The 18167-nt window shown below is 37.5% G+C and carries 15 protein-coding genes; 2 read left to right on the forward strand and 13 right to left on the reverse strand.

Translation table 11 applies throughout. The features are described from left to right. Positions 1 to 27: 27 nt before the first annotated feature. Positions 28 to 3309, forward strand: coding sequence for an amidohydrolase family protein (locus AC0L7T_RS16875; protein ID WP_473336795.1), 3282 nt, complete (start codon positions 28 to 30; stop codon positions 3307 to 3309). Positions 3310 to 3313: 4 nt separating this feature from the next. Here the strand turns inward: AC0L7T_RS16875 and AC0L7T_RS16880 are convergent, their stop codons facing one another. From AC0L7T_RS16880 to AC0L7T_RS16930, 11 genes are all read right to left on the reverse strand, one after another. Then, entirely contained in the window at positions 3314 to 4066 is a 753-nt protein-coding gene (locus AC0L7T_RS16880; RefSeq protein ID WP_473336797.1) for an AAC(3) family N-acetyltransferase, read from the reverse strand. Between the two features lie 222 nt (positions 4067 to 4288). Beyond that, entirely contained in the window at positions 4289 to 4765 is a 477-nt protein-coding gene (locus AC0L7T_RS16885) for a Dps family protein (RefSeq protein ID WP_473336799.1), read from the reverse strand. A 23-nt stretch (positions 4766 to 4788) separates the two neighbouring features. Beyond that, a complete protein-coding gene (locus AC0L7T_RS16890; RefSeq protein ID WP_473336801.1) occupies positions 4789 to 5106 on the reverse strand; it encodes a rhodanese-like domain-containing protein in 318 nt (105 codons plus the stop codon). Between the two features lie 2 nt (positions 5107 to 5108). Further along, positions 5109 to 5393: a rhodanese-like domain-containing protein gene (locus tag AC0L7T_RS16895; RefSeq protein WP_473336803.1), complete on the reverse strand. Its 285-nt coding sequence runs from the start codon at positions 5391 to 5393 to the stop codon at positions 5109 to 5111. A 336-nt stretch (positions 5394 to 5729) separates the two neighbouring features. Beyond that, complete coding sequence (locus AC0L7T_RS16900; protein WP_473336805.1) at positions 5730 to 6293, reverse strand: hypothetical protein; 564 nt, start codon at positions 6291 to 6293, stop codon at positions 5730 to 5732. Between the two features lie 196 nt (positions 6294 to 6489). Beyond that, positions 6490 to 7998 carry a nucleoside hydrolase-like domain-containing protein gene (locus AC0L7T_RS16905; RefSeq protein ID WP_473336807.1) on the reverse strand — a complete coding sequence of 503 codons (1509 nt, stop codon included), beginning with the start codon at positions 7996 to 7998 and terminating at the stop codon, positions 6490 to 6492. Positions 7999 to 8060: 62 nt separating this feature from the next. Further along, positions 8061 to 9662: a DUF5060 domain-containing protein gene (locus tag AC0L7T_RS16910; protein ID WP_473336810.1), complete on the reverse strand. Its 1602-nt coding sequence runs from the start codon at positions 9660 to 9662 to the stop codon at positions 8061 to 8063. A gap of 568 nt (positions 9663 to 10230) precedes the next feature. Continuing rightward, the gene (locus tag AC0L7T_RS16915) at positions 10231 to 10998 is read right to left on the reverse strand and encodes an SGNH/GDSL hydrolase family protein (RefSeq protein WP_473336813.1); all 768 of its coding nucleotides are present in this window, start codon (positions 10996 to 10998) and stop codon (positions 10231 to 10233) included. A 116-nt stretch (positions 10999 to 11114) separates the two neighbouring features. Next, positions 11115 to 12110: a hypothetical protein gene (locus tag AC0L7T_RS16920; protein ID WP_473336815.1), complete on the reverse strand. Its 996-nt coding sequence runs from the start codon at positions 12108 to 12110 to the stop codon at positions 11115 to 11117. A 119-nt stretch (positions 12111 to 12229) separates the two neighbouring features. Then, on the reverse strand, positions 12230 to 12994 hold the full coding sequence (gene map, locus AC0L7T_RS16925) for a type I methionyl aminopeptidase (protein ID WP_473336817.1): 765 nt from the start codon (positions 12992 to 12994) through the stop codon (positions 12230 to 12232). A 213-nt stretch (positions 12995 to 13207) separates the two neighbouring features. Then, a complete protein-coding gene (locus AC0L7T_RS16930; RefSeq protein ID WP_473336819.1) occupies positions 13208 to 14455 on the reverse strand; it encodes a PAS domain-containing sensor histidine kinase in 1248 nt (415 codons plus the stop codon). Positions 14456 to 15191: 736 nt separating this feature from the next. Here AC0L7T_RS16930 and AC0L7T_RS16935 point away from each other — a divergent pair. Then, positions 15192 to 15806 (forward strand): DUF2911 domain-containing protein, encoded by a 615-nt coding sequence (locus AC0L7T_RS16935; RefSeq protein WP_473336822.1) that lies wholly within the window; start codon positions 15192 to 15194, stop codon positions 15804 to 15806. A gap of 101 nt (positions 15807 to 15907) precedes the next feature. On the opposite strand, the gene AC0L7T_RS16940 is transcribed toward AC0L7T_RS16935, so the two are convergent. Together AC0L7T_RS16940 and AC0L7T_RS16945 are read right to left on the reverse strand one after the other, a co-directional pair. Next, complete coding sequence (locus AC0L7T_RS16940) at positions 15908 to 17107, reverse strand: GAF domain-containing sensor histidine kinase (protein ID WP_473336824.1); 1200 nt, start codon at positions 17105 to 17107, stop codon at positions 15908 to 15910. A 355-nt stretch (positions 17108 to 17462) separates the two neighbouring features. Beyond that, entirely contained in the window at positions 17463 to 18155 is a 693-nt protein-coding gene (locus tag AC0L7T_RS16945) for a DUF3823 domain-containing protein (RefSeq protein ID WP_473336827.1), read from the reverse strand. Positions 18156 to 18167 lie beyond the last annotated feature (12 nt).

The raw sequence follows: 18167 nt of genomic DNA on the forward strand, positions 1-18167 counted from the left end.
GTGTAGGTATGTAAAAAATCAATCATTATGCGAAAGTTTTTAATAGTTTGGATGTTTGGGTTATTTCTGCTATCCCCTTTAATGGCTCAGGAGGAAACGGATTGGAATATTTCCGAGCCAAATGGCAATTGGGAATTTGACTCGATTAATTTCAATACGGACGAAGGAACATGGATGAATTTAGATATCAGTCCGGATGGCCGTACCATTGTGTTTGATATGCTAGGAGACATTTTTTCCATCCCAATAGATGGAGGCAAGGCTAAACCTTTAAGAACTGGAATGCCCTTTGAAGTTCAACCCAGGTTCAGTCCAGATGGCGAATGGATTTCCTTCACCTCTGATGCAGGCGGAGGTGACAATATATGGGTAATGAAGGAGGATGGTACAGCTGCAAAACAAATCACCAAGGAATCCTTCCGCCTGCTCAATAACGCAGATTGGATGCCCGATGGTAACTATTTAGTGGCTAGGAAACACTTCTCCTCCAGAAGGTCCCTAGGCGCTGGAGAAATGTGGCAATACCATATCACAGGAGGGGATGGCTTACAACTGACCAAGCGAAAGAATGACCAACAAGACGTCAATGAGCCATCGGTTTCACCCGATGGCAGGTACCTTTATTATAGCGAGGATATGTCTCCAGGAGGAAGTTTTCAATACAACCGAGATCCAAATGGTCAAATTTATGTCATCAAGAGATATGATTTTCAGAACGGTGAAATAAAAACTATTACTGGCGGTCCAGGCGGAGCAGCAAGACCGCAAGTATCTCCTGATGGGACTAAGCTAGCATTTATTAAAAGGGTGAGAACCAAAACAGTATTGTACATTCATGATTTGGAAACTGGTGAAGAATGGCCGGTCTATGACCAGTTAAACAAAGACCAGCAAACAGCATGGGCTATTTTTGGTGTTTATCCAGGTTTCTCATGGATGCCTAAAGGCGATGAATTGGTAATATGGGCGAAAGGGAAGTTGCAGAAAATAAACACCACCAACCTAAGTCAAAGCATCATTCCTTTTTCTGTAGCTGTAAACATGCCATTGGCAAAACGGGTACACTTTGAACATCAAATTGATCGGGAAACTTTCACTGCCAAAATGATAAGAGATGTAAGCAGCTCCCCTGATGGAAAATCCATCGTATTTAGGGCTTTAGGTTATGTTTGGACAAAGGAATTACCCAATGGCAAACCAAAAAGGTTAACATCGGGAGAAGATTTTGAAGCGGAACCCTCTTTTTCTCCGGATGGCAAAAAGATTGTATTGGTTACCTGGAATGATTTAAACAAAGGTACGATTGCAGAAATTGACCTGAAAAGTAAAAATACTACCAATATAACCAAGGAAAAGGGTATTTATAGACATCCCTCCTATTCCCAAGATGGGAAAAGGCTGGTGTACAGAAAAGAAGGTGGCAACCTGGATCAAGGGCGAACATTCACCAAAAACCCGGGGATTTATTTACTAAACCTCGAAACAGGAAAAAGTAAATATATAACCGCCACTGGAGATTATCCATTGTTTACAGAGGGGCATGATAGAATTTTCTTCCAAACAGGGGGTAAATTCTTTGGCAGCCTAACCAAAAGTCTGAAATCTGTAGACCTAAATGGGAAAGACGAAAGGACACATATTGAATCGAAATATGGCAACCGATTGGTGCCTAGTCCGGACAATAAATGGATCGCTTTTATTCACCTGCATAAGGCCTACGTAGCTCCCCTGGTCCTCAATGGGCAAACGAATAACCTTGACGACAAAAGTAAATCTGTACCCGTTGCAACGCTGGATAAGGACGCAGGGCTCTACCTTCACTGGTCTAAGGATAGCAAGACCGTTCATTGGAACTTGGGTGACCAGTATTACAGTAAAAACCTTAACGAGACGTTCTCTTTCCTCGGAGCAAAGACCGAAGAAGAAAATGAGTTGAAGGAAGAAGGCATTGGCATAGGCCTCAGCGCTGAAGTGGACCAACCAAACGGCAGCATAGCATTTACAGGAGCCACAATTATCACCATGGAGGGAGATGAGGTCATTAAAAACGGCACCATTGTAACAGATGGGGCCAAAATCCTTGCAATTGGAGAAAGTGATAAGGTAAGGCTACCAAAAGACGCTAAGGTCTACGAAATGAATGGTAAAACGATCATGCCTGGTATGGTAGATGCACATGCACATATCGGCGCCTTTAGAGATGGCCTTACCGTACAACAAAACTGGCAATTGTATGCCAACCTTGCCTTTGGAGTCACTACATCTCATGATCCTTCTGCCAATAGTGAAACCGTATTTACCTTGTCAGAAATGATAAAAAGCGGTAGTCTGGTAGGACCACGTGTATTTAGTACAGGCTTTATTCTATACGGAGCGGATGGAGACTTTAAGGCTGTTATTAATAAATTAGAGGATGCAAAATCTTCTATCCGTCGTACCAAAGCATTTGGAGCCAATTCGGTCAAGTCTTATAACCAACCTAGAAGAGACCAACGGCAACAAGTGTTACAAGCAGCAAGAGAACTTGGCGTAAATGTGGTACCAGAGGGAGGTTCTACCTTGTTCCACAATTTATCCATGGTGCAGGATGGCCATACAGGCATCGAACATAATATCCCAATTGCACCGGTTTACAAGGATGTTCTTGAATTCTGGAGTCAGTCAGAAGTTGGTTACACCCCTACCCTTATTGTCAATTATGGAGGGCTTAATGGTGAAAACTATTGGTACCAAAAGACCAATGTATGGGAAAATGAGAAGCTCCTGCGCTTTACTCCCAGAGGGGTAATTGATGCACGGTCCAGACATAGAACCATGGCACCTGATGAGGAATATGAAAATGGTCATATTCTCACTTCCCAACAAGTCAATGCACTTGCGGAAAAAGGGGTGAAAATAAACTTAGGAGCACATGGTCAATTGCAGGGATTAGGCGCTCATTGGGAGTTATGGAGTTTTGTTCAGGGAGGCATGTCCAATCATGATGCGCTAAAAGTAGCGACGATAAATGGCGCAAAATACATAGGAATGGACAAGGACATTGGCTCTTTAAAGGAAGGGAAATTAGCAGACCTTATCATTATGGATAAAAACCCGTTGGAGGACATTAAAAATTCAAATTCTATCACCCACACCATGATCAATGGAAGGCTCTATAATTCAACTACCATGGATGAAATAGGAAATGAACCTAAAATAAGAAAGCCTTTTTATTGGGAAAACAATCTCTTTAACGAGGCTTTTCCGTGGCATGAAAGCATACAAACCTACATGCACAGTGGCTGTGCTTGTCATGCGGCTACACAATAATCAGTTAGTTTGCCCTATCGACAAAGTAAAAAGGATCCTGTTTTAAATACAGGATCCCTTTTTCCCAAATAGCCATGGCATCCATAACAACAGTTTTCGCTTCCAATACTTTTCCCAATCGACAATCTTTAGGTTCCAGGACATTAAACAAACGGTCATAACGTTGCTCAAATCCTTTAAAACCATGCCTTTGATAGGTTTTAACAAGCGTTTTACCATTTGAAAGTTGCAATTCGTGGATTACTTTTTCACCAAATAAATAGGGAGGTATGAATTTTTCCTCCACCGCATGCATAGAAGTATTGGGTCTGGTCCCACATCCCAAAAACATTACCTTCCCATTCACTAAAGGCAATTTGGCAAAAGGTGAATAAGGGCCACAAGGTGTCTCATCTTTTAAATGATCATTCAAGAGAAAAGCTGCTTTGGCTCCCAAACCACACACGGAATGTGTGGGATGAATGCTTCTTTTTACACCTGGGTAAGTCCTAAAAAACTCCGTTAAACCTCCGACACAAGATGGGGTGGTTAATTCATTAAAAATCGGCTGTGTTTTATGTACTGTTTTGTAGGAAAGGCTTGGCATTAATAGGGTTCCTTCATCGCCCAAATAATTCAAAATAAATTTGACAAATATCTCAGCCCGATTGGGAAATCTCCCCAAAGCGTTAAGTGAAGAATGGATTAGTAAATGGTCCCCTTTTCTAACCCCTAATCGGTAAAGATCTGTAGATAAGCGCTTCGAAATTTCCTTCATAAAAATTATTCATAAATTAAAAAAGGCAATGGAAATCAAGTCCAATTTTTAGGCAATAGTCTTGGTATAACACCTTAAATTTAGTAAAAATTGTCCCATAATTGAGAAAACTTACCTGCAAGTTTCGCGTTGGCTATTCTTCTGCCCTTATATAACAAAAAAAAGCTTCCCTATATATGAATGAACCATTCAAAATAGGGAAGCTTTTAATTATTTTTAATTTTATTTATTTAAGAAAGAGGAATACATCCAAACCAGCTTTTCTTGCTCACTAATGTAGTCACTCATCAGGGCATTGGTACCTTCATCTTCAGCATCAGCTGAAAGGGACAATAACACTCTTTGTTTTAAAATAATTGTTTTAAATGCCTCCAAAATGGTTTGAACACCCTGTTTTCCATCTGAAACATTTTTAACGGATTGAATCTTTGCAACGTTTTTGTAATCGTCAAATGTGTGTAATGGAGTGGCCCCCAAAGTCAATATTCTTTCGGCCACTTCATCTACCTTCAATAGAAGGTCGTTATAGAGTTCTTCGAATTTCAAATGCAACTCGAAAAATTTGTCTCCTTTAATATTCCAATGCAAACCTCTGGTGTTTTGGTAAAACATCATATAATCTGCAAGTAAATTGTTTAAACCTTCAGCTAAGGATTTGCTTTTAACTGCGTCGAGTCCGATTTGATTGGTTTTTTCCATTTTGGTTTATTTTTTAAAAATTGTTAATGAATTTTATTTTGCAAACTGTTCCAGGCCCCTCCATTGTATACTTCATTGTAACCCTTTGATTTTAATATTCGCTTTGCAGAGGCGCTCCTCATACCACTTGCACAACAGGTAATGATTGGCTTGTTCTTGTCTTTAAGCCTACCCAGATTACTACTTAGGGCATCCACAGCTATATTGGTGGACCCTTTTATATGTCCACCTTGGTATTCACCCTTACTTCGAACATCTAAAACAATAGCCCCTTGTTTTACCAATTCGGCAAAATCCACCTTTGGGCCAAATCCAAAAATTTGTTTGATTGTATTTATCATAATTATGCGGTTTGAGTTTGGTAATAATTAACGTCTAACCAAGAGCCACCATTGTAACATTCAATTCCTTGCTGTTTTAAATATTGGGTAGCTTGTCCACTTCTTCCACCACTTGCGCAACACAACACCAAAGGTTGTTTCAAAGTTTTCAGCTCCTCAATCCTTTTATCCATCTCTTGCAAAGGTATATTTAGCGATCCCTCTGCATTTCCGCCACTAAATTCCATAGGGGTTCGTACATCTACAATCGTCCCTAATTTTTCTTTTATTATTTCTTTTAAGCTCATTTTTTTCAAGTTAAGATTTCCTCTTCAAACACTGTTTACAACAAACTATCCGACTATTCGTTTTAGTTTTAGTCTTCAATTCAATTGCCTGGATTCTGCTACAATTACCATCCTATAAGGTGTTTCCAGCAATGACGGTAAACTGTTTGTTGTTTTGACAATGTAAAGGTGTGAAAATGTATTTACCTGTACAGTTACTTTTGTTACATAAGAAAAATTAATTCCTGCTCAAGCGATTATTAGCTAATTCGTTTCAAAGTTTTATTCTAATAAGAACTGAGTTCCAGGCGCTTTTTTATCGGTTATTTATAAGCACAAGATTGCCAATGAATAGGCCTAAACTTTTTTTCCAGAAATGGCTTTAAACCCCAAAATCAGTAACATTATAATAATAACGATAAAAAATAAACTTGTCGATGTAGCCTTTATAACAGAAAAAGTACTTGTAATTTTTACTGAAAATTTGGTCAGGTCAGGATAACTTTTCAACATTGCAATAATCCCAAAATTCTCTAAATAATCCGCTATTCCAGCCATTACAGGCAATAGGCAAAGATAAGTAAAAGGAGATTTCAGTTGGTTCAATTTTTTGAGAAAGTAAGCTATAATTAGGCAATAAGAAATTCCGAAAAGCAACGGGTATAGCATGTCTACAGGCAACTGTAGGGTCAGATAAGTTCTGCGTCCCTCCTCTCCAAGGTTACTGAATAAATTATCTACATAAGTCCAATCGTATCCCATGGGCATCATGTCCAACAAATCCATTCCATCCGAGAATGCCATTGTTTGGGGAATTGTAACGGCAAGCATTAGGATGTAAACTATATTGGTCAGTATAAAAAGGCCCAAAACCTTTTTCCCTGATGCGTTTTTTTCTATGATTTCCTTCAGGATTGTCAATTGTTTGTGGAATTATTTTCAAATACTATAGCCTTTCCAAGAATTTTCTTTGAGCCATTTACCAATGGTAATTTATAAAATAAAATTTAATAAAACCGGATTTGAAGCCTGTGGAAATGGTCGGCTGGTAGCAAAAGTGGTATTTCCCAAGTCATAATTTTGATCATACTCGCTTTTGCATTAGTACCAGAAGGTCCTAAGGAAGCACCTCAACTATTAAACGACGATAGGCATATAAATTGGGAGTTCCATTGTCATATAATTCTAAAATAAGGTGAATATTCTTACCAACTGCATCCGATGGAATTAACACTTTAGCTGTGGAAGATTCACTGTCCTGTATAATTACCGAGCCTTCATAGGAACTGGGTTCCTCATAAAAAGACCATGTATAGCTTAATTCATCTCCATCAGGATCATTGGAACCAATCGCATTTAACTCAATGGTTGATCCTGCCTTAGCCGACTTTATTAACACTTTTAGGGACTTATCGCCATTCAACACCGGTCTTGGATGATGATTTGCCTCCTCGTAGTTGCTTGTAATACTCCAATCCATACGTGCAGCAAAATCGTTATTGTAACCATTGCTCCATTTTTTTATTGCTTTGGCCTTTTCAGGGGTATTGCCATACATAAAATAAGGATCGAACAATAGTTCTGCATCTTCTTTTATTTTCTGCACTTCAGACATGCTTCTAATGCCTTCTTGTTTTGCAAAACTAAAGCGACCGCCCCAGCCCCCCTGATCAATTTGTTCTGGGTCATTTAATCCATTGGGATAGACATGCATAAAAGCAGGTGAATCTCCTTCTGTTGCCCATTGACGATCAGGATATTCGGCACCCAGAGGGCCATGATTTTGAATGTGATTGTCAAGGTATTCATCGGAAGGTGCCCAGCCATATACTCCTGTGGCACGGATATAGAATACTTGTGGAAAATTTTTGACTATCCAGGCTCCGGAATCATCCTGACCCAGGATATCAAACAACCTCAGCTTTCTAAGAAATTTATTGAATGCTTCAGGAGAACGCGTTTCACGCACTTTCCAAATGGCTTGTGCTGCAGTATTCATTCCTCCCCAACCCATTATCCACACTGGTCGTGGATCGTCCTTGTCAGCGGCACTTATGATGAGTTCAGCACCAGGGCTGTCCTTTCCTAAACCTACATCCGCCATGCCATAACCCAATTGTCCCATGACAGAAATAGACTTTAGGTATTCAGGACTTGGAAATCCTTCTGCATGAACGGCAAGATTGTCATAAACTTCACCATAAGCATTGACAATTTGGTCCAGCATCTCCGTATTGCTTTGAGTCTTCCTCCAACAACCTGTAGAAACGATCAAGCCTTCAATATCGAATTCGTTGGCACTAACCAATTGCCGCACCATAGATTGTTTGTCATCAGGATCAGCTCCCAAGTCTGTAGTGTTAATCACACGTGGCTTATAACTAATACGCTCACCAGTTAGGTCAATAAAACCCTTTTTCTGATTTTTTTCTTTATTAGACTCCTTATCATGCCCTTCTAGAATTTTTGAAATAGGATAATCTTGTTCTTGCTGGGAGGTATTTATACTAGAATAACTAACCACGACAAAGCCCGAGATACCCACAGTAAGCGCACATATTACAGCAAATATTTTCCTTTTATAAGAAGAAGGGTTAACACCATTCTCATTTTTCAACTGAGCCATATATCATTGTTTAAGCTTTATATCAACCAATTAATTTATCCTGAATTAGGCAACCAAAATTTTTATTTTACGATTAGTCGAAGCGCTGTAAATGGCTTTTCAGTCTTAAATTCAAACTTACCCGGTTGCACTATTTTTACCGGTTGGATGGTCATGTTCCAAGTGTCGATTACTTCTAAATTGTACTCTTTTGTACCAGCAAGACTTAATTCAACTGGCTGGTCTACCTCCTCTGTATAAGTTAAATAGTATTCACCCTCCTTTTGGAAAGTATATATATTATTGTTGAGCGCTTTAATCAATGTGCCGTCATTATTGTCTGGAATAGTATCTGGTACATCCAGTCCTGACAAAGACAGGAGCTCGGGTTTCATTTCTGTTACAGGTGCAGCTTCCATAATGCTTCTAAAAAAGGCTATCCGTTCAGGACTTTCCCCCATTAATGTTCCTCCCTTTGCCCACCAACGCACTTCAGTTTCTTCGTCGGAATCATTCTTATAGGTATCCCCATGGGTTCCGTAAACACCACTTAATCCTGCCTTCCAGAAATAGCTAGTCATTTCTTTGGCATTCATATTTCCCCAGTTGCTATTCACATCTCCTTCATAGCGCATTTCATCAAAAAGAATTGGTTTTTGATATTGATCGCGCCATTTTAGGGCATTGAAGAAAAAATAGGTTTGTGTGCTTACATGCGTCACCCAAGGACGCGTGTGGTCATAAAAATGGCTTTCATCATGGTACCAATTGTGAATTCCCCGAAAACGCTGATGCGGATCTTCTTTTTGCAACAAACTGCCAATCCCTTCCCAATCAATCTCATTTTTGATGTTGGGTACATCCCATTCATTGGCCAGTGACCACCAAACATTGCGATAAGCAGACAGTCTGGCAATCATATAGCGCACATATTTTTCGTTCATTTCCTTACCCATTTTAAAATACCCCCATACATCATAGGGATGAAATAGAATTACATCCGCTTGTATACCCATTTCCATAAGTTGTTGTACCCTTTTGTCAAAATTTTGAAAAAAAGCGTAATTGGGTTGGCTAGGGTCATTTATGCTGTCTTTTTTACTGAAAGGGAGCATCCACGGTTCAACGTCATTTCCATAAACATAGTGCTTAGGAAACACACACATACGTATTTTATTAAAAGGTGCGGTTTTTAATGTTTCTATGGTTTGGTCCTGTATGCTTTGCTTGACACTTGTCCATTGATAGGCAGTTGTACCAACTGAATAAAAAGGTGAACCGTCAACATATTCCAGGTAATGGGTATTAACGATTTTTAGTGGCCCATGATTATCAGCAGTCGGCTCAATACACTGAAAAGTACCTTTTTGGTTGTTTAATGCTGCCTCATTACTTTTAGTACTATAAGACCATTCCCCCAATTCCCCAGGGGAGAATCGTATAATATAATTTCCATTGCCATCATAAAACCCAGGAACAGTAACTGTTAAGGCCCCGTTAGTGAATATTGCCTCTAGTGTATTTTGCATGTAGGGGTTGCCCTCAGAAGGTCCCTCTAGATGAATTTCCTGTACAGCCCAGCGTTCAACAGTTTGAATAGTATGCGTTTGACAGGATGTTATAAAGCTATATGTAATTGCAAATAACAGTAAGACTCCAAATATTTTGAATGGATGATTTTTCATATCAGGTTTTCTATTTTAAGCGTGTGGTATTATTTGCAGGTTTGGTAGTGGGTAATTGCTACAATATAAATTTGGCCATTCTCCTGAAATCCATTACTAATAAGCATCAGAAAAATTTCCCCCCATAACTTTAATAAGTAGCGCCACTTAATTTGCATATAGCCATTATATATTTGAACGAATGGCAATATTTCAAAACCTGCTCCCATTATTCTTTCCCAATTAAAACAGCGCATTATTATTAAAGCCTCGGAAAAAGGAATGCCATCATAAAACTATTGATATATTTCGTTTTTTCATAAAAACACAAATAAAAGTAACAATAAAAAAATAAACGAAAATACAAATGGACTATAAAATAATAAACAATATAGGTTTCAGTTTAATGGAATGAGGTGCTTAAGGATTAATTGCAGTCAATTGCTCTTACCCTCTATTATACACGAACAGGCTATAGATCCTCTATTAAGTGATGAAATTACTCCAAAATCAGGCTCTAGGGAATATGAAGTCTTAGGCTTTACAAGAAACAAAGCATTTTATATAAAAAATATGGTCCAGTTTGTAATTACTTCCCTATAAAATCCAACTTTTTACTTGCCTCTTTTACCCAAAGACGGGCAATTAATTCATGACCGGCAGGCATTGGATGAACCCCATCCCAAACCCAATATTTAGCTGGCGCTTTTTGAAGGGATAGATTGAATGGTTCTTGTATGTCAACATGGATGGTATTATAGTCTTTGGCCAACTGACGGACCATTACTTGCATTTTGGAAATTATTGACTCCCAAACCACTGTTTTTTCTTTTGGCCAATCATCAATCAATAAGAATGGTTCACATAGAATAAGGGTAGTATTGGGGAGTTCGGTTTTTGTTTTATTTAGAAGCTTTTTGTAGTTCTCCTCCCACTCTTCTATGGAATATTCATTAGAAATAATTCTAGCCACATCATTTACACCAATCAAAATACTAAGCACATCAGGCTTAAGGTCAATGGTATCCTCTTGCCAGCGGTCAAGCAGGTCCTTTACCTTATTTCCACTAATGCCTCTATTGTAAAACATTAAATCTTCCTCGGGGTATTCAAACCAAAGCCGACTTGCAATCAGATAGGCATAGCCATGTCCCATTATGTGGTTCCAGTCCTTGTTTCTAGTACGTGCGCCGTCAGTAATTGAGTCCCCTTGAAATAGTATCGTCAATCCTTTCCAATTTTTATTTTTTCGAGGACTTCTTTTCTGATTGGCTGCTGTAAGAATACTCGTAAAACTTAATCCCGTCAACCCGGTTAACCCGAGTTTTGTAAAGAATTTTCTTCTTGATGCCTGCATTGATTTCGACTTAAAATTATCCTGATTTTTTTCTTAAATTCTGCCAAAAATTTCGGTATTGAATAGCTACCAATATAAGGCGTTAACCATCTCCTACAATAATAAAGACTTGAAGTTCAATTGGAGGATTTCCCAGGCCAATCCCAATTAATTAAGTCATTGCTCCAACCTATACCTAAAGATGCATTTCTATCAAAATCCCCTTCCTCCTCGGTTTTCGGACCTGACCCATGAAAAAACATAAGGTATTTCCCAACCTTTGGATTTTTAGTGAGATTAATAACCGTACCTGCAGAAATTCTACCTTTTGCCCAATCCCAATCCTCTTGACCGAATACCATTAAATCACCCCAATCTTCCCAGTCTGTTAGATTGGTGGAACGTTTAATGCCAATGCCATTGTGGGGAGAATGGAACAAAAGGTACTCCTCATTTTCAGTAAGGACTGTAACATTTTCACCGGATTTGGTATGACAACAATAGGTCCAGTTTTTTAAATCATAGCTATAGGACATACTCACACCATTCTGCTTGTAGAAGCACCACCACTTTCCTTTTTCATCTTTGTCTTCCACCAGGTATGGATCGATCATTCTTCCCATGTCCGCTTCATTTACATTTGGCCCTTTTACTTTTAATAATTCAGGCTCGCTCCAATTTTCCAGGTCCTTGCTACGCATAATAAAAATCCTGGCATCAGGAGTTCCATACATGACTGGATCTTTATCACCCAATCCGGGTCTGGGATAGGTCTGTAGGCTAAGGATCCATTCATCTTTAAATCGGATCACATTACCTGGGCTACAATAATTTAAATGCTGCCCTTTGGGCGTAATGATTTTATCTTGACTCCAGTTTTTTAAATCCTTAGAATTGCTAGTGGCCGTATAAGAATAAATAAGCCCATTTTCAGACTTAACTATCGTGTAAAACAAATAGAAGGTGTCCTCATGAAATAAAACAGCAGGGTCTCTGTAGGCCACTGAATCGTTTCCTGCAAAAATTACTGGAGACTTCAGGGTTCCTAATAAGTCCTCTTGGGCATTTGTTTTATGCACAAATAACAGTAAAAAAATAAGCAAAAAAATGGGTAGCCATTTTACTGTATTCATATTGACATCTATTATTTTGGTAAGTTTTAAACCTCTTATTTTATTGATTTAATTAATTGGCAGCAATCGCATTTCACAAGTGCTTTATCATTTGCTCAATAGGGGCGACATGTTCAATATTAATCCCAAAGCCCATTGGATGCTGTAAGGATTATAGGGGCATTATCTGTAATAAGAATTGTTTGTTCGTGTTGGGTAACATACCCACCTTTGTTTCCTACCAACGTCCACCCGTCCATTAATTCGACAGCATAAGTAGATTTTGTTGAAATAAAGGTCTCAATTGCTACAGTAGTGTTTTTCTTAAACCGATCTTTATTGCTTCTAACCCTATAATTTAGAATGTTTTCAGGTGCCTCATGCAAACTTCTTCCCACTCCATGTCCGGCCAAGTTTTTGATTACTTTAAAGCCTGATTTCCTCGCTTCCATTTCTATTAAATAGCCAATATCAGCAATTTTCACCCCTCCCTTAATACTGTTGATCGCTTTACATAAAATGTTTTTGGAGGCATCTACTAGCGGTTGATGCTTGTGAAGGTCCTTTCCTATCACAAATGAGGCACCATTATCTGACCAAAAACCATTTAGTTCCGCAGAAACATCGACATTAATCAAATCACCTTCTGCCAGTATTTTATTTACAGAAGGTATACCGTGAGCAGCTTCATTGTTTACACTAATACAAGTGTAACCCGGGAATTTATACGTTTCATATGGGGCAGATTTTGCTCCAAAGCTTTTCATAATTTCACCACCATAAGTGTCTAACTCTTTGGTCGACATACCAATTTTGGCGTATTCTATCATTAGCTTAAGTGTAGTTCCAACTACTTCGCTAATTTTTTTCATTCCAATTAGGTCAGCCTCTTTTGTTATTGACATATTTTTTTTTTTATTTTAATCTCCCAAGAAATAAATAAGCGTAAAATCTCACTTCGTTCTGATGTTTAGAAAATCAACAAGGCTAACGAGAAGAGACCTAAAAAAGATAAGTTAACATTTCACCTTTTTTAAATTATACCAACTAAAATTTGAAAATAATAACAAGGATAGGTGATTTTAGGCTTAGGGTATGTTTATAAATTTTGGCACTACTTATTCAGTATCATTTTGATAACGCAATGGCAGATTAAATGTAAAATTACTACCTTTTCCTACTACACTTTCAGCCCAAATATTCCCTCCTAGTCTTTCTACAAATTCTTTGCAAAGAACCAAACCTAAGCCAGAACCTTTTTCATTCGCAGTCCCAAGAGATGTTATATTAGTAGAAATATCAAAAAGCCTATCCATTGTTTCTTTGCTTATTCCAACACCATTGTCCGAAATAGAGATTTCAACCACGTCTCCCTTCAATGTTGTCAAAATATCAATTTCACCTCCGAAGTTGGTGAATTTAATGGCATTTGAAATTAGATTTCTCAATACAGTTTTTAAAATATTTTCATCAGTAAATAACTCAATCTGGTCTACTTGACTATAATTTAAGGATATGTTTTTTGCATTGGCAAGTGACTTTTCATGACCTACTAATTCATGGATAACTTCTGGAAAAACAATTCTTTCTGGCCAGAAACTAAGTTCTCCGGTTTGAGATTTTGCCCAATTTAGGAGGTTATCAAGTAATATCAGTGTGCTTTTAGCGGTTGAATTTATAATAGTTATATATTTTTCAGCATTTTTATCATCCGTTTCATGTATGTTAATATGGAGTAAATCCGAAAGGCCTATTATATTACTAAAAGGGCTGCGTATGTCATGGGCTATAATTGAAAATAATTTATCTTTGGTGGCATTAAGTTCTCTAAATCGGGCCTCACTTTCTTTCACAGCCACTTCTGCTTTTTTACGGTCGGAAATATCACGAATTACTCCGACGAGAAACTTTTTTCCGTTGGCATCAATAAATCTCGATTTTCGAGTAGAAATAATACGTACTTCGTCTCCTAATGTCAGCGACTCCTCATTTATATTTTCATTTCCATCGTGAAGTACTTCATTATCAATTTTTAGAAAACTTTCACGCTCATTTAAAGGCACATGATCAGCCAGCGTTTTGCCAATTATTTCATTTCTGGGAAGCTTAAACATTTTACAAAATGCATCATTTACCAAAATCAACCTACTGTGCTCATCTTTAACAAAGACCGAATCACCCATATTGTTAAAGATAGATTCTGTGTATTTCCCATTAATTCCTTCACTTTCATTAAAAATTGAAGATTCTATTTCTGGTTTTACTTCTTCGTTTTGCAATGAAATATGTGATCGGAGAAGCTCATATTTATGTTTGAGCTCGACAATCTGATTCTCTAATTCTTGGCGTGTCAGCTTATTCTTCATATTATAGATTCTGCCCAATAGTAACTTTAATTAAATAAAAATCAACCATTAATTACAATTCTTGAATTCACTATTTCCCCTTCCACCATTCAATTATTCTCCATTAGCTTAGTAACTCCGCTGAATTCTATGGCAATCAAATTATTTATAACGCCTTAGTTTATTAACAGTTAGCTCCTATTGCGCCCCAATACCAATATACTATATTAAAAGAATCCAGCTTAATCCGGAAGCTGTCCGATATAAATAGTTCTTCCTAAATTAGCTTAATTATTATCGTTTAATATTTTAAGCTAGGAAAAAAAAACCAAAACATCATTGAAATTACCTGTCAAAGTTGTAAAGAATTGCCTTAAGCTTAAAAAAAAATATCTCTAAAAAAAGGCATTTCTAACAAAAGTCACAAACTTTATTGAAACTACATCAGTGCAAGTTGTTACAAGGATTTCTCCAATACGTACCTAAAAATAAAAAATAAGAAAAACCACCTATCCTTTTCCACCCCTAAAGTATCCCCTTCAATACTATCTTGATAAATAGGTATTAAATATTAAACCATACAGCATGGTTACATGGTTGCTAATATAGCATTTGAAATTCAAGGATCTACAATAATTTTTCACATCGGTTTTCTTGGCAGATTTTAATAATGTTATGAAATTCATTAAATAAAAAAGCTGAATTTTCATAAGCCTTTTGTATCTTTCCCCTTTTAAAGCTCAAAAAACCCAATTTTATGAAAAATTCGAAATATCTTCTTTTGGCAATGACTCTTACCATTTTAATGGTTTTTTCAGCCACTTACCAATCTCATGCCCAGCTTCAAACGCCAGCACCTAGTCCTGCAAGCTTTGTATCACAAAATGTTGGCTTTACTAAAATTAGTATCGAATATTCCTCCCCTGCGGTTAAGGGAAGAACAATATTTGGAGACCTTGTTCCTTATGGCACCCCATGGAGAGCAGGTGCCAATGCACCTACTACCATTGAATTCAGCACTGCCGTAAACATTGGGGGAAAAGCGATAAATGCGGGTAAATACTCTGTTTTCATTACACCAGCGCAGTCTGGTGATTGGACCATTCATCTAAATAGTAAAGGCAACGCAATCTACGCCTATATTCAGGATGGAAAAGTAAATGCTGCCGCCTTAGCTAAGGATGATGCAGTTTCAATAAAAGTAAGCCCTTCGACTTCAACCGAGTCTCAGGAAAGACTGAATTACAGCATTTCAGCAGAAGACAATAAAGTAGCAAAAGTTACATTTGGATGGGATAAAGTAAAGCTTTCCTTTATGGTGGACACTCAGGTAGACCAGAAAATGGAAGGCTTCAAAGGAGCATTCAATTAATACATAGACCAACAGCATAAATAACCTCTAATCAGAAGTTATTTATGCTGTTTTTTTTTTAACCGCCTAAAAGTTTTTTTTCTACACTTTGACTCTCATCCTTAGACAGGTAGCCTAACCTCAAACTTTGAATATTCTCCCAAAGAAGAATCAATTTTTAAAGAACCACCCATCCCGTCAATTAGGTGTTTTACCAAAGGTAATCCGAAGCCATACCCTTTTTCCCCAGAGGTTCCCTGAGTAGTTTTACCATCTCCATTCATGATTTCTTCAATTTGTCCAGAATTCATTCCAGCCCCTGTATCTTCTACAATTACCAATAATTCTTTTTGTAGGCTCTTTTCAATTAGATTCAATTGGACGGATACTTTGCCCATTGCAGGAGTAAACTTAATGGCATTGGAAATCAGGTTACCCAATATTTGAAGTAATTTGGCTTTTGGAAATGCAATTTCCTTATTGTCATCAGAAATCTCAACGCTTAATTCAACATTTTTTTGATCACCTTGTATGTCATAGAGGTTTTTTAACTTCTCCTTTAAAATCAAGAGGTTATATTCACTCTCAGGATTTAATGTGGGAGCCAGTTTTCCAGCATGTGAGGTCAATATCTGGTCTGCTAATTCCAATAAGGATTGACTACTGCTTTGTATTACTTTGATAAATTCCAAAACATCGGCCAAGCGATTATTGTCTCCTTGTTCTTTAATTATCTGCGCCAAGCCAATGATTCCTCCTATGGGGCCTCTGATATCATGTGCTACTTGCTGTTGCTTCTCTTCTGCATTCCTGGCCGCTGATTGTAAATAGGTTACAGATTTCATGATTTTTATCCTGTTCATGATCTCGGCAGCAATTATTTCCAGTAAGTCAACTTTTTCAGGGCTAATAATTTTGGTTTTAGTATCCAGAACACACAGCGCACCTAGATTAAACCCATTTTCAGTAGTTAATGGTACTCCCCAATAATACCGCAATTTGGGATTTTCGGTTACATATTTTTTATTTTTAAACCGATCATCTTTAGATAGATCTTTGATCTCAAGCGAATGATTCTCCATGATAGTATATTGACAGACAGATTCCTCTCTTGGTAGCTGCATTACGGGGAACCCTTCACTGGCCACACTCCATTGCGTAAAATTGTCGATGATATTAACCAGAGAAATATCGGTACCAGCAACCTTTGCTGCCAATTTGGTAAGTTCCTTTAATTGACTTTCCAATTTCTGATTATCCAAATCATAATCGGCCAATTCTAAAAGTCTGTTGAATTCATTATTGGGAATAGGACTTTCCATAAAAATATTGGGTATAAGATTTTCAGAAAGTTAACAGAAAATAAGCCTTTTACCTAAAATAATCCAACATCAGCAGGTTTTACAACCTTATTTGAGTGGACAAATGATTATTTGAATGGTTGAATTTACAGTAATCCAATTGTATTTATACCTATTCTTTGAATTTTAGGCGCATATAAACTTACATTAAGCTAAAACCATTATAGTCTTAGCCGGCCTCATACAAAGTTGAAAATATAATCCCAATGTTTGTCGGTAGTGTTGCAAAAACAGCCAACACTACCGACAAAACTTCTTCATAAATAAGCGACAATGAGACCTTTACCTTACTTTCTAAACTCAGAATTAATCCTTATTAAAAATTAATTTCTATTATAGGAGAATAGTTAAACCTATTTAAGGAATTATCAGTCATTACGGCCACTCGGGCATAATAGGTTCTTCCAGGTTCAAGATTAGGTATCTCATCCTCAAAGGTCATATTATAAATATTCGTATTTTCTAAGCTTTCCAGTTCATTTTCAGCAGAAGACAATTTATTGGTGGTCGTTTGGTGGATAATGGGAGAATCAGCACAAATCAACATACTTCTTAATATTTTCCTTTCTGGATTGGTTTGGGAAATTTGGTACGTTGCTTTGATTCCTGCTCCGTTTTTGGAAATACTTACATCCATTAATCTGGCGAAAGGTTCTACCTCAAAAGTAATGTTCTGATTTTTTGTCAAATCTAAATCCACTTCCACAACACTGGATTGTTCAAATGGTCCTTCTAAAGTCAAGGCTTTATATTTTGCCGAAAATATTTTGGTATTTTTAAAAGTACCATCAGATTTGGTCCAGAAGTCATATGGAACAGGGTTGGTATACCCCTCTTCCATCAATCGGATTTTAATTCCGTCAGGTTGTCTGGTTTGAATTGTTTCACCAGTCAATTTATCTATTACCATTCCCTCCAGTATTTTATCCGGCATAGCGTAATTGTCTAATTCACAGGAAGAGAGAATTAGACAAATTCCTATCAATGAAATTATTGTATTTTGACGCATAATATTCTTGTT

The sequence above is a fragment of the Cyclobacterium sp. 10D3-21 genome (assembly GCF_055809755.1).

Bases quoted from the DNA above. Each gene is read 5' to 3' on its own strand.
- AC0L7T_RS16875 (WP_473336795.1), top strand. From the start codon at position 28: ATGCGAAAGTTTTTAATAGTTTGGATGTTTGGGTTATTTCTGCTATCC.
- AC0L7T_RS16880 (WP_473336797.1), bottom strand. From the start codon at position 4,066: ATGAAGGAAATTTCGAAGCGCTTATCTACAGATCTTTACCGATTAGGG.
- AC0L7T_RS16885 (WP_473336799.1), bottom strand. From the start codon at position 4,765: ATGGAAAAAACCAATCAAATCGGACTCGACGCAGTTAAAAGCAAATCC.
- AC0L7T_RS16890 (WP_473336801.1), bottom strand. From the start codon at position 5,106: ATGATAAATACAATCAAACAAATTTTTGGATTTGGCCCAAAGGTGGAT.
- AC0L7T_RS16895 (WP_473336803.1), bottom strand. From the start codon at position 5,393: ATGAGCTTAAAAGAAATAATAAAAGAAAAATTAGGGACGATTGTAGAT.
- AC0L7T_RS16905 (WP_473336807.1), bottom strand. From the start codon at position 7,998: ATGGCTCAGTTGAAAAATGAGAATGGTGTTAACCCTTCTTCTTATAAA.
- AC0L7T_RS16910 (WP_473336810.1), bottom strand. From the start codon at position 9,662: ATGAAAAATCATCCATTCAAAATATTTGGAGTCTTACTGTTATTTGCA.
- AC0L7T_RS16915 (WP_473336813.1), bottom strand. From the start codon at position 10,998: ATGCAGGCATCAAGAAGAAAATTCTTTACAAAACTCGGGTTAACCGGG.
- AC0L7T_RS16920 (WP_473336815.1), bottom strand. From the start codon at position 12,110: ATGAATACAGTAAAATGGCTACCCATTTTTTTGCTTATTTTTTTACTG.
- map (WP_473336817.1), bottom strand. From the start codon at position 12,994: ATGTCAATAACAAAAGAGGCTGACCTAATTGGAATGAAAAAAATTAGC.
- AC0L7T_RS16930 (WP_473336819.1), bottom strand. From the start codon at position 14,455: ATGAAGAATAAGCTGACACGCCAAGAATTAGAGAATCAGATTGTCGAG.
- AC0L7T_RS16935 (WP_473336822.1), top strand. From the start codon at position 15,192: ATGAAAAATTCGAAATATCTTCTTTTGGCAATGACTCTTACCATTTTA.
- AC0L7T_RS16940 (WP_473336824.1), bottom strand. From the start codon at position 17,107: ATGGAAAGTCCTATTCCCAATAATGAATTCAACAGACTTTTAGAATTG.
- AC0L7T_RS16945 (WP_473336827.1), bottom strand. From the start codon at position 18,155: ATGCGTCAAAATACAATAATTTCATTGATAGGAATTTGTCTAATTCTC.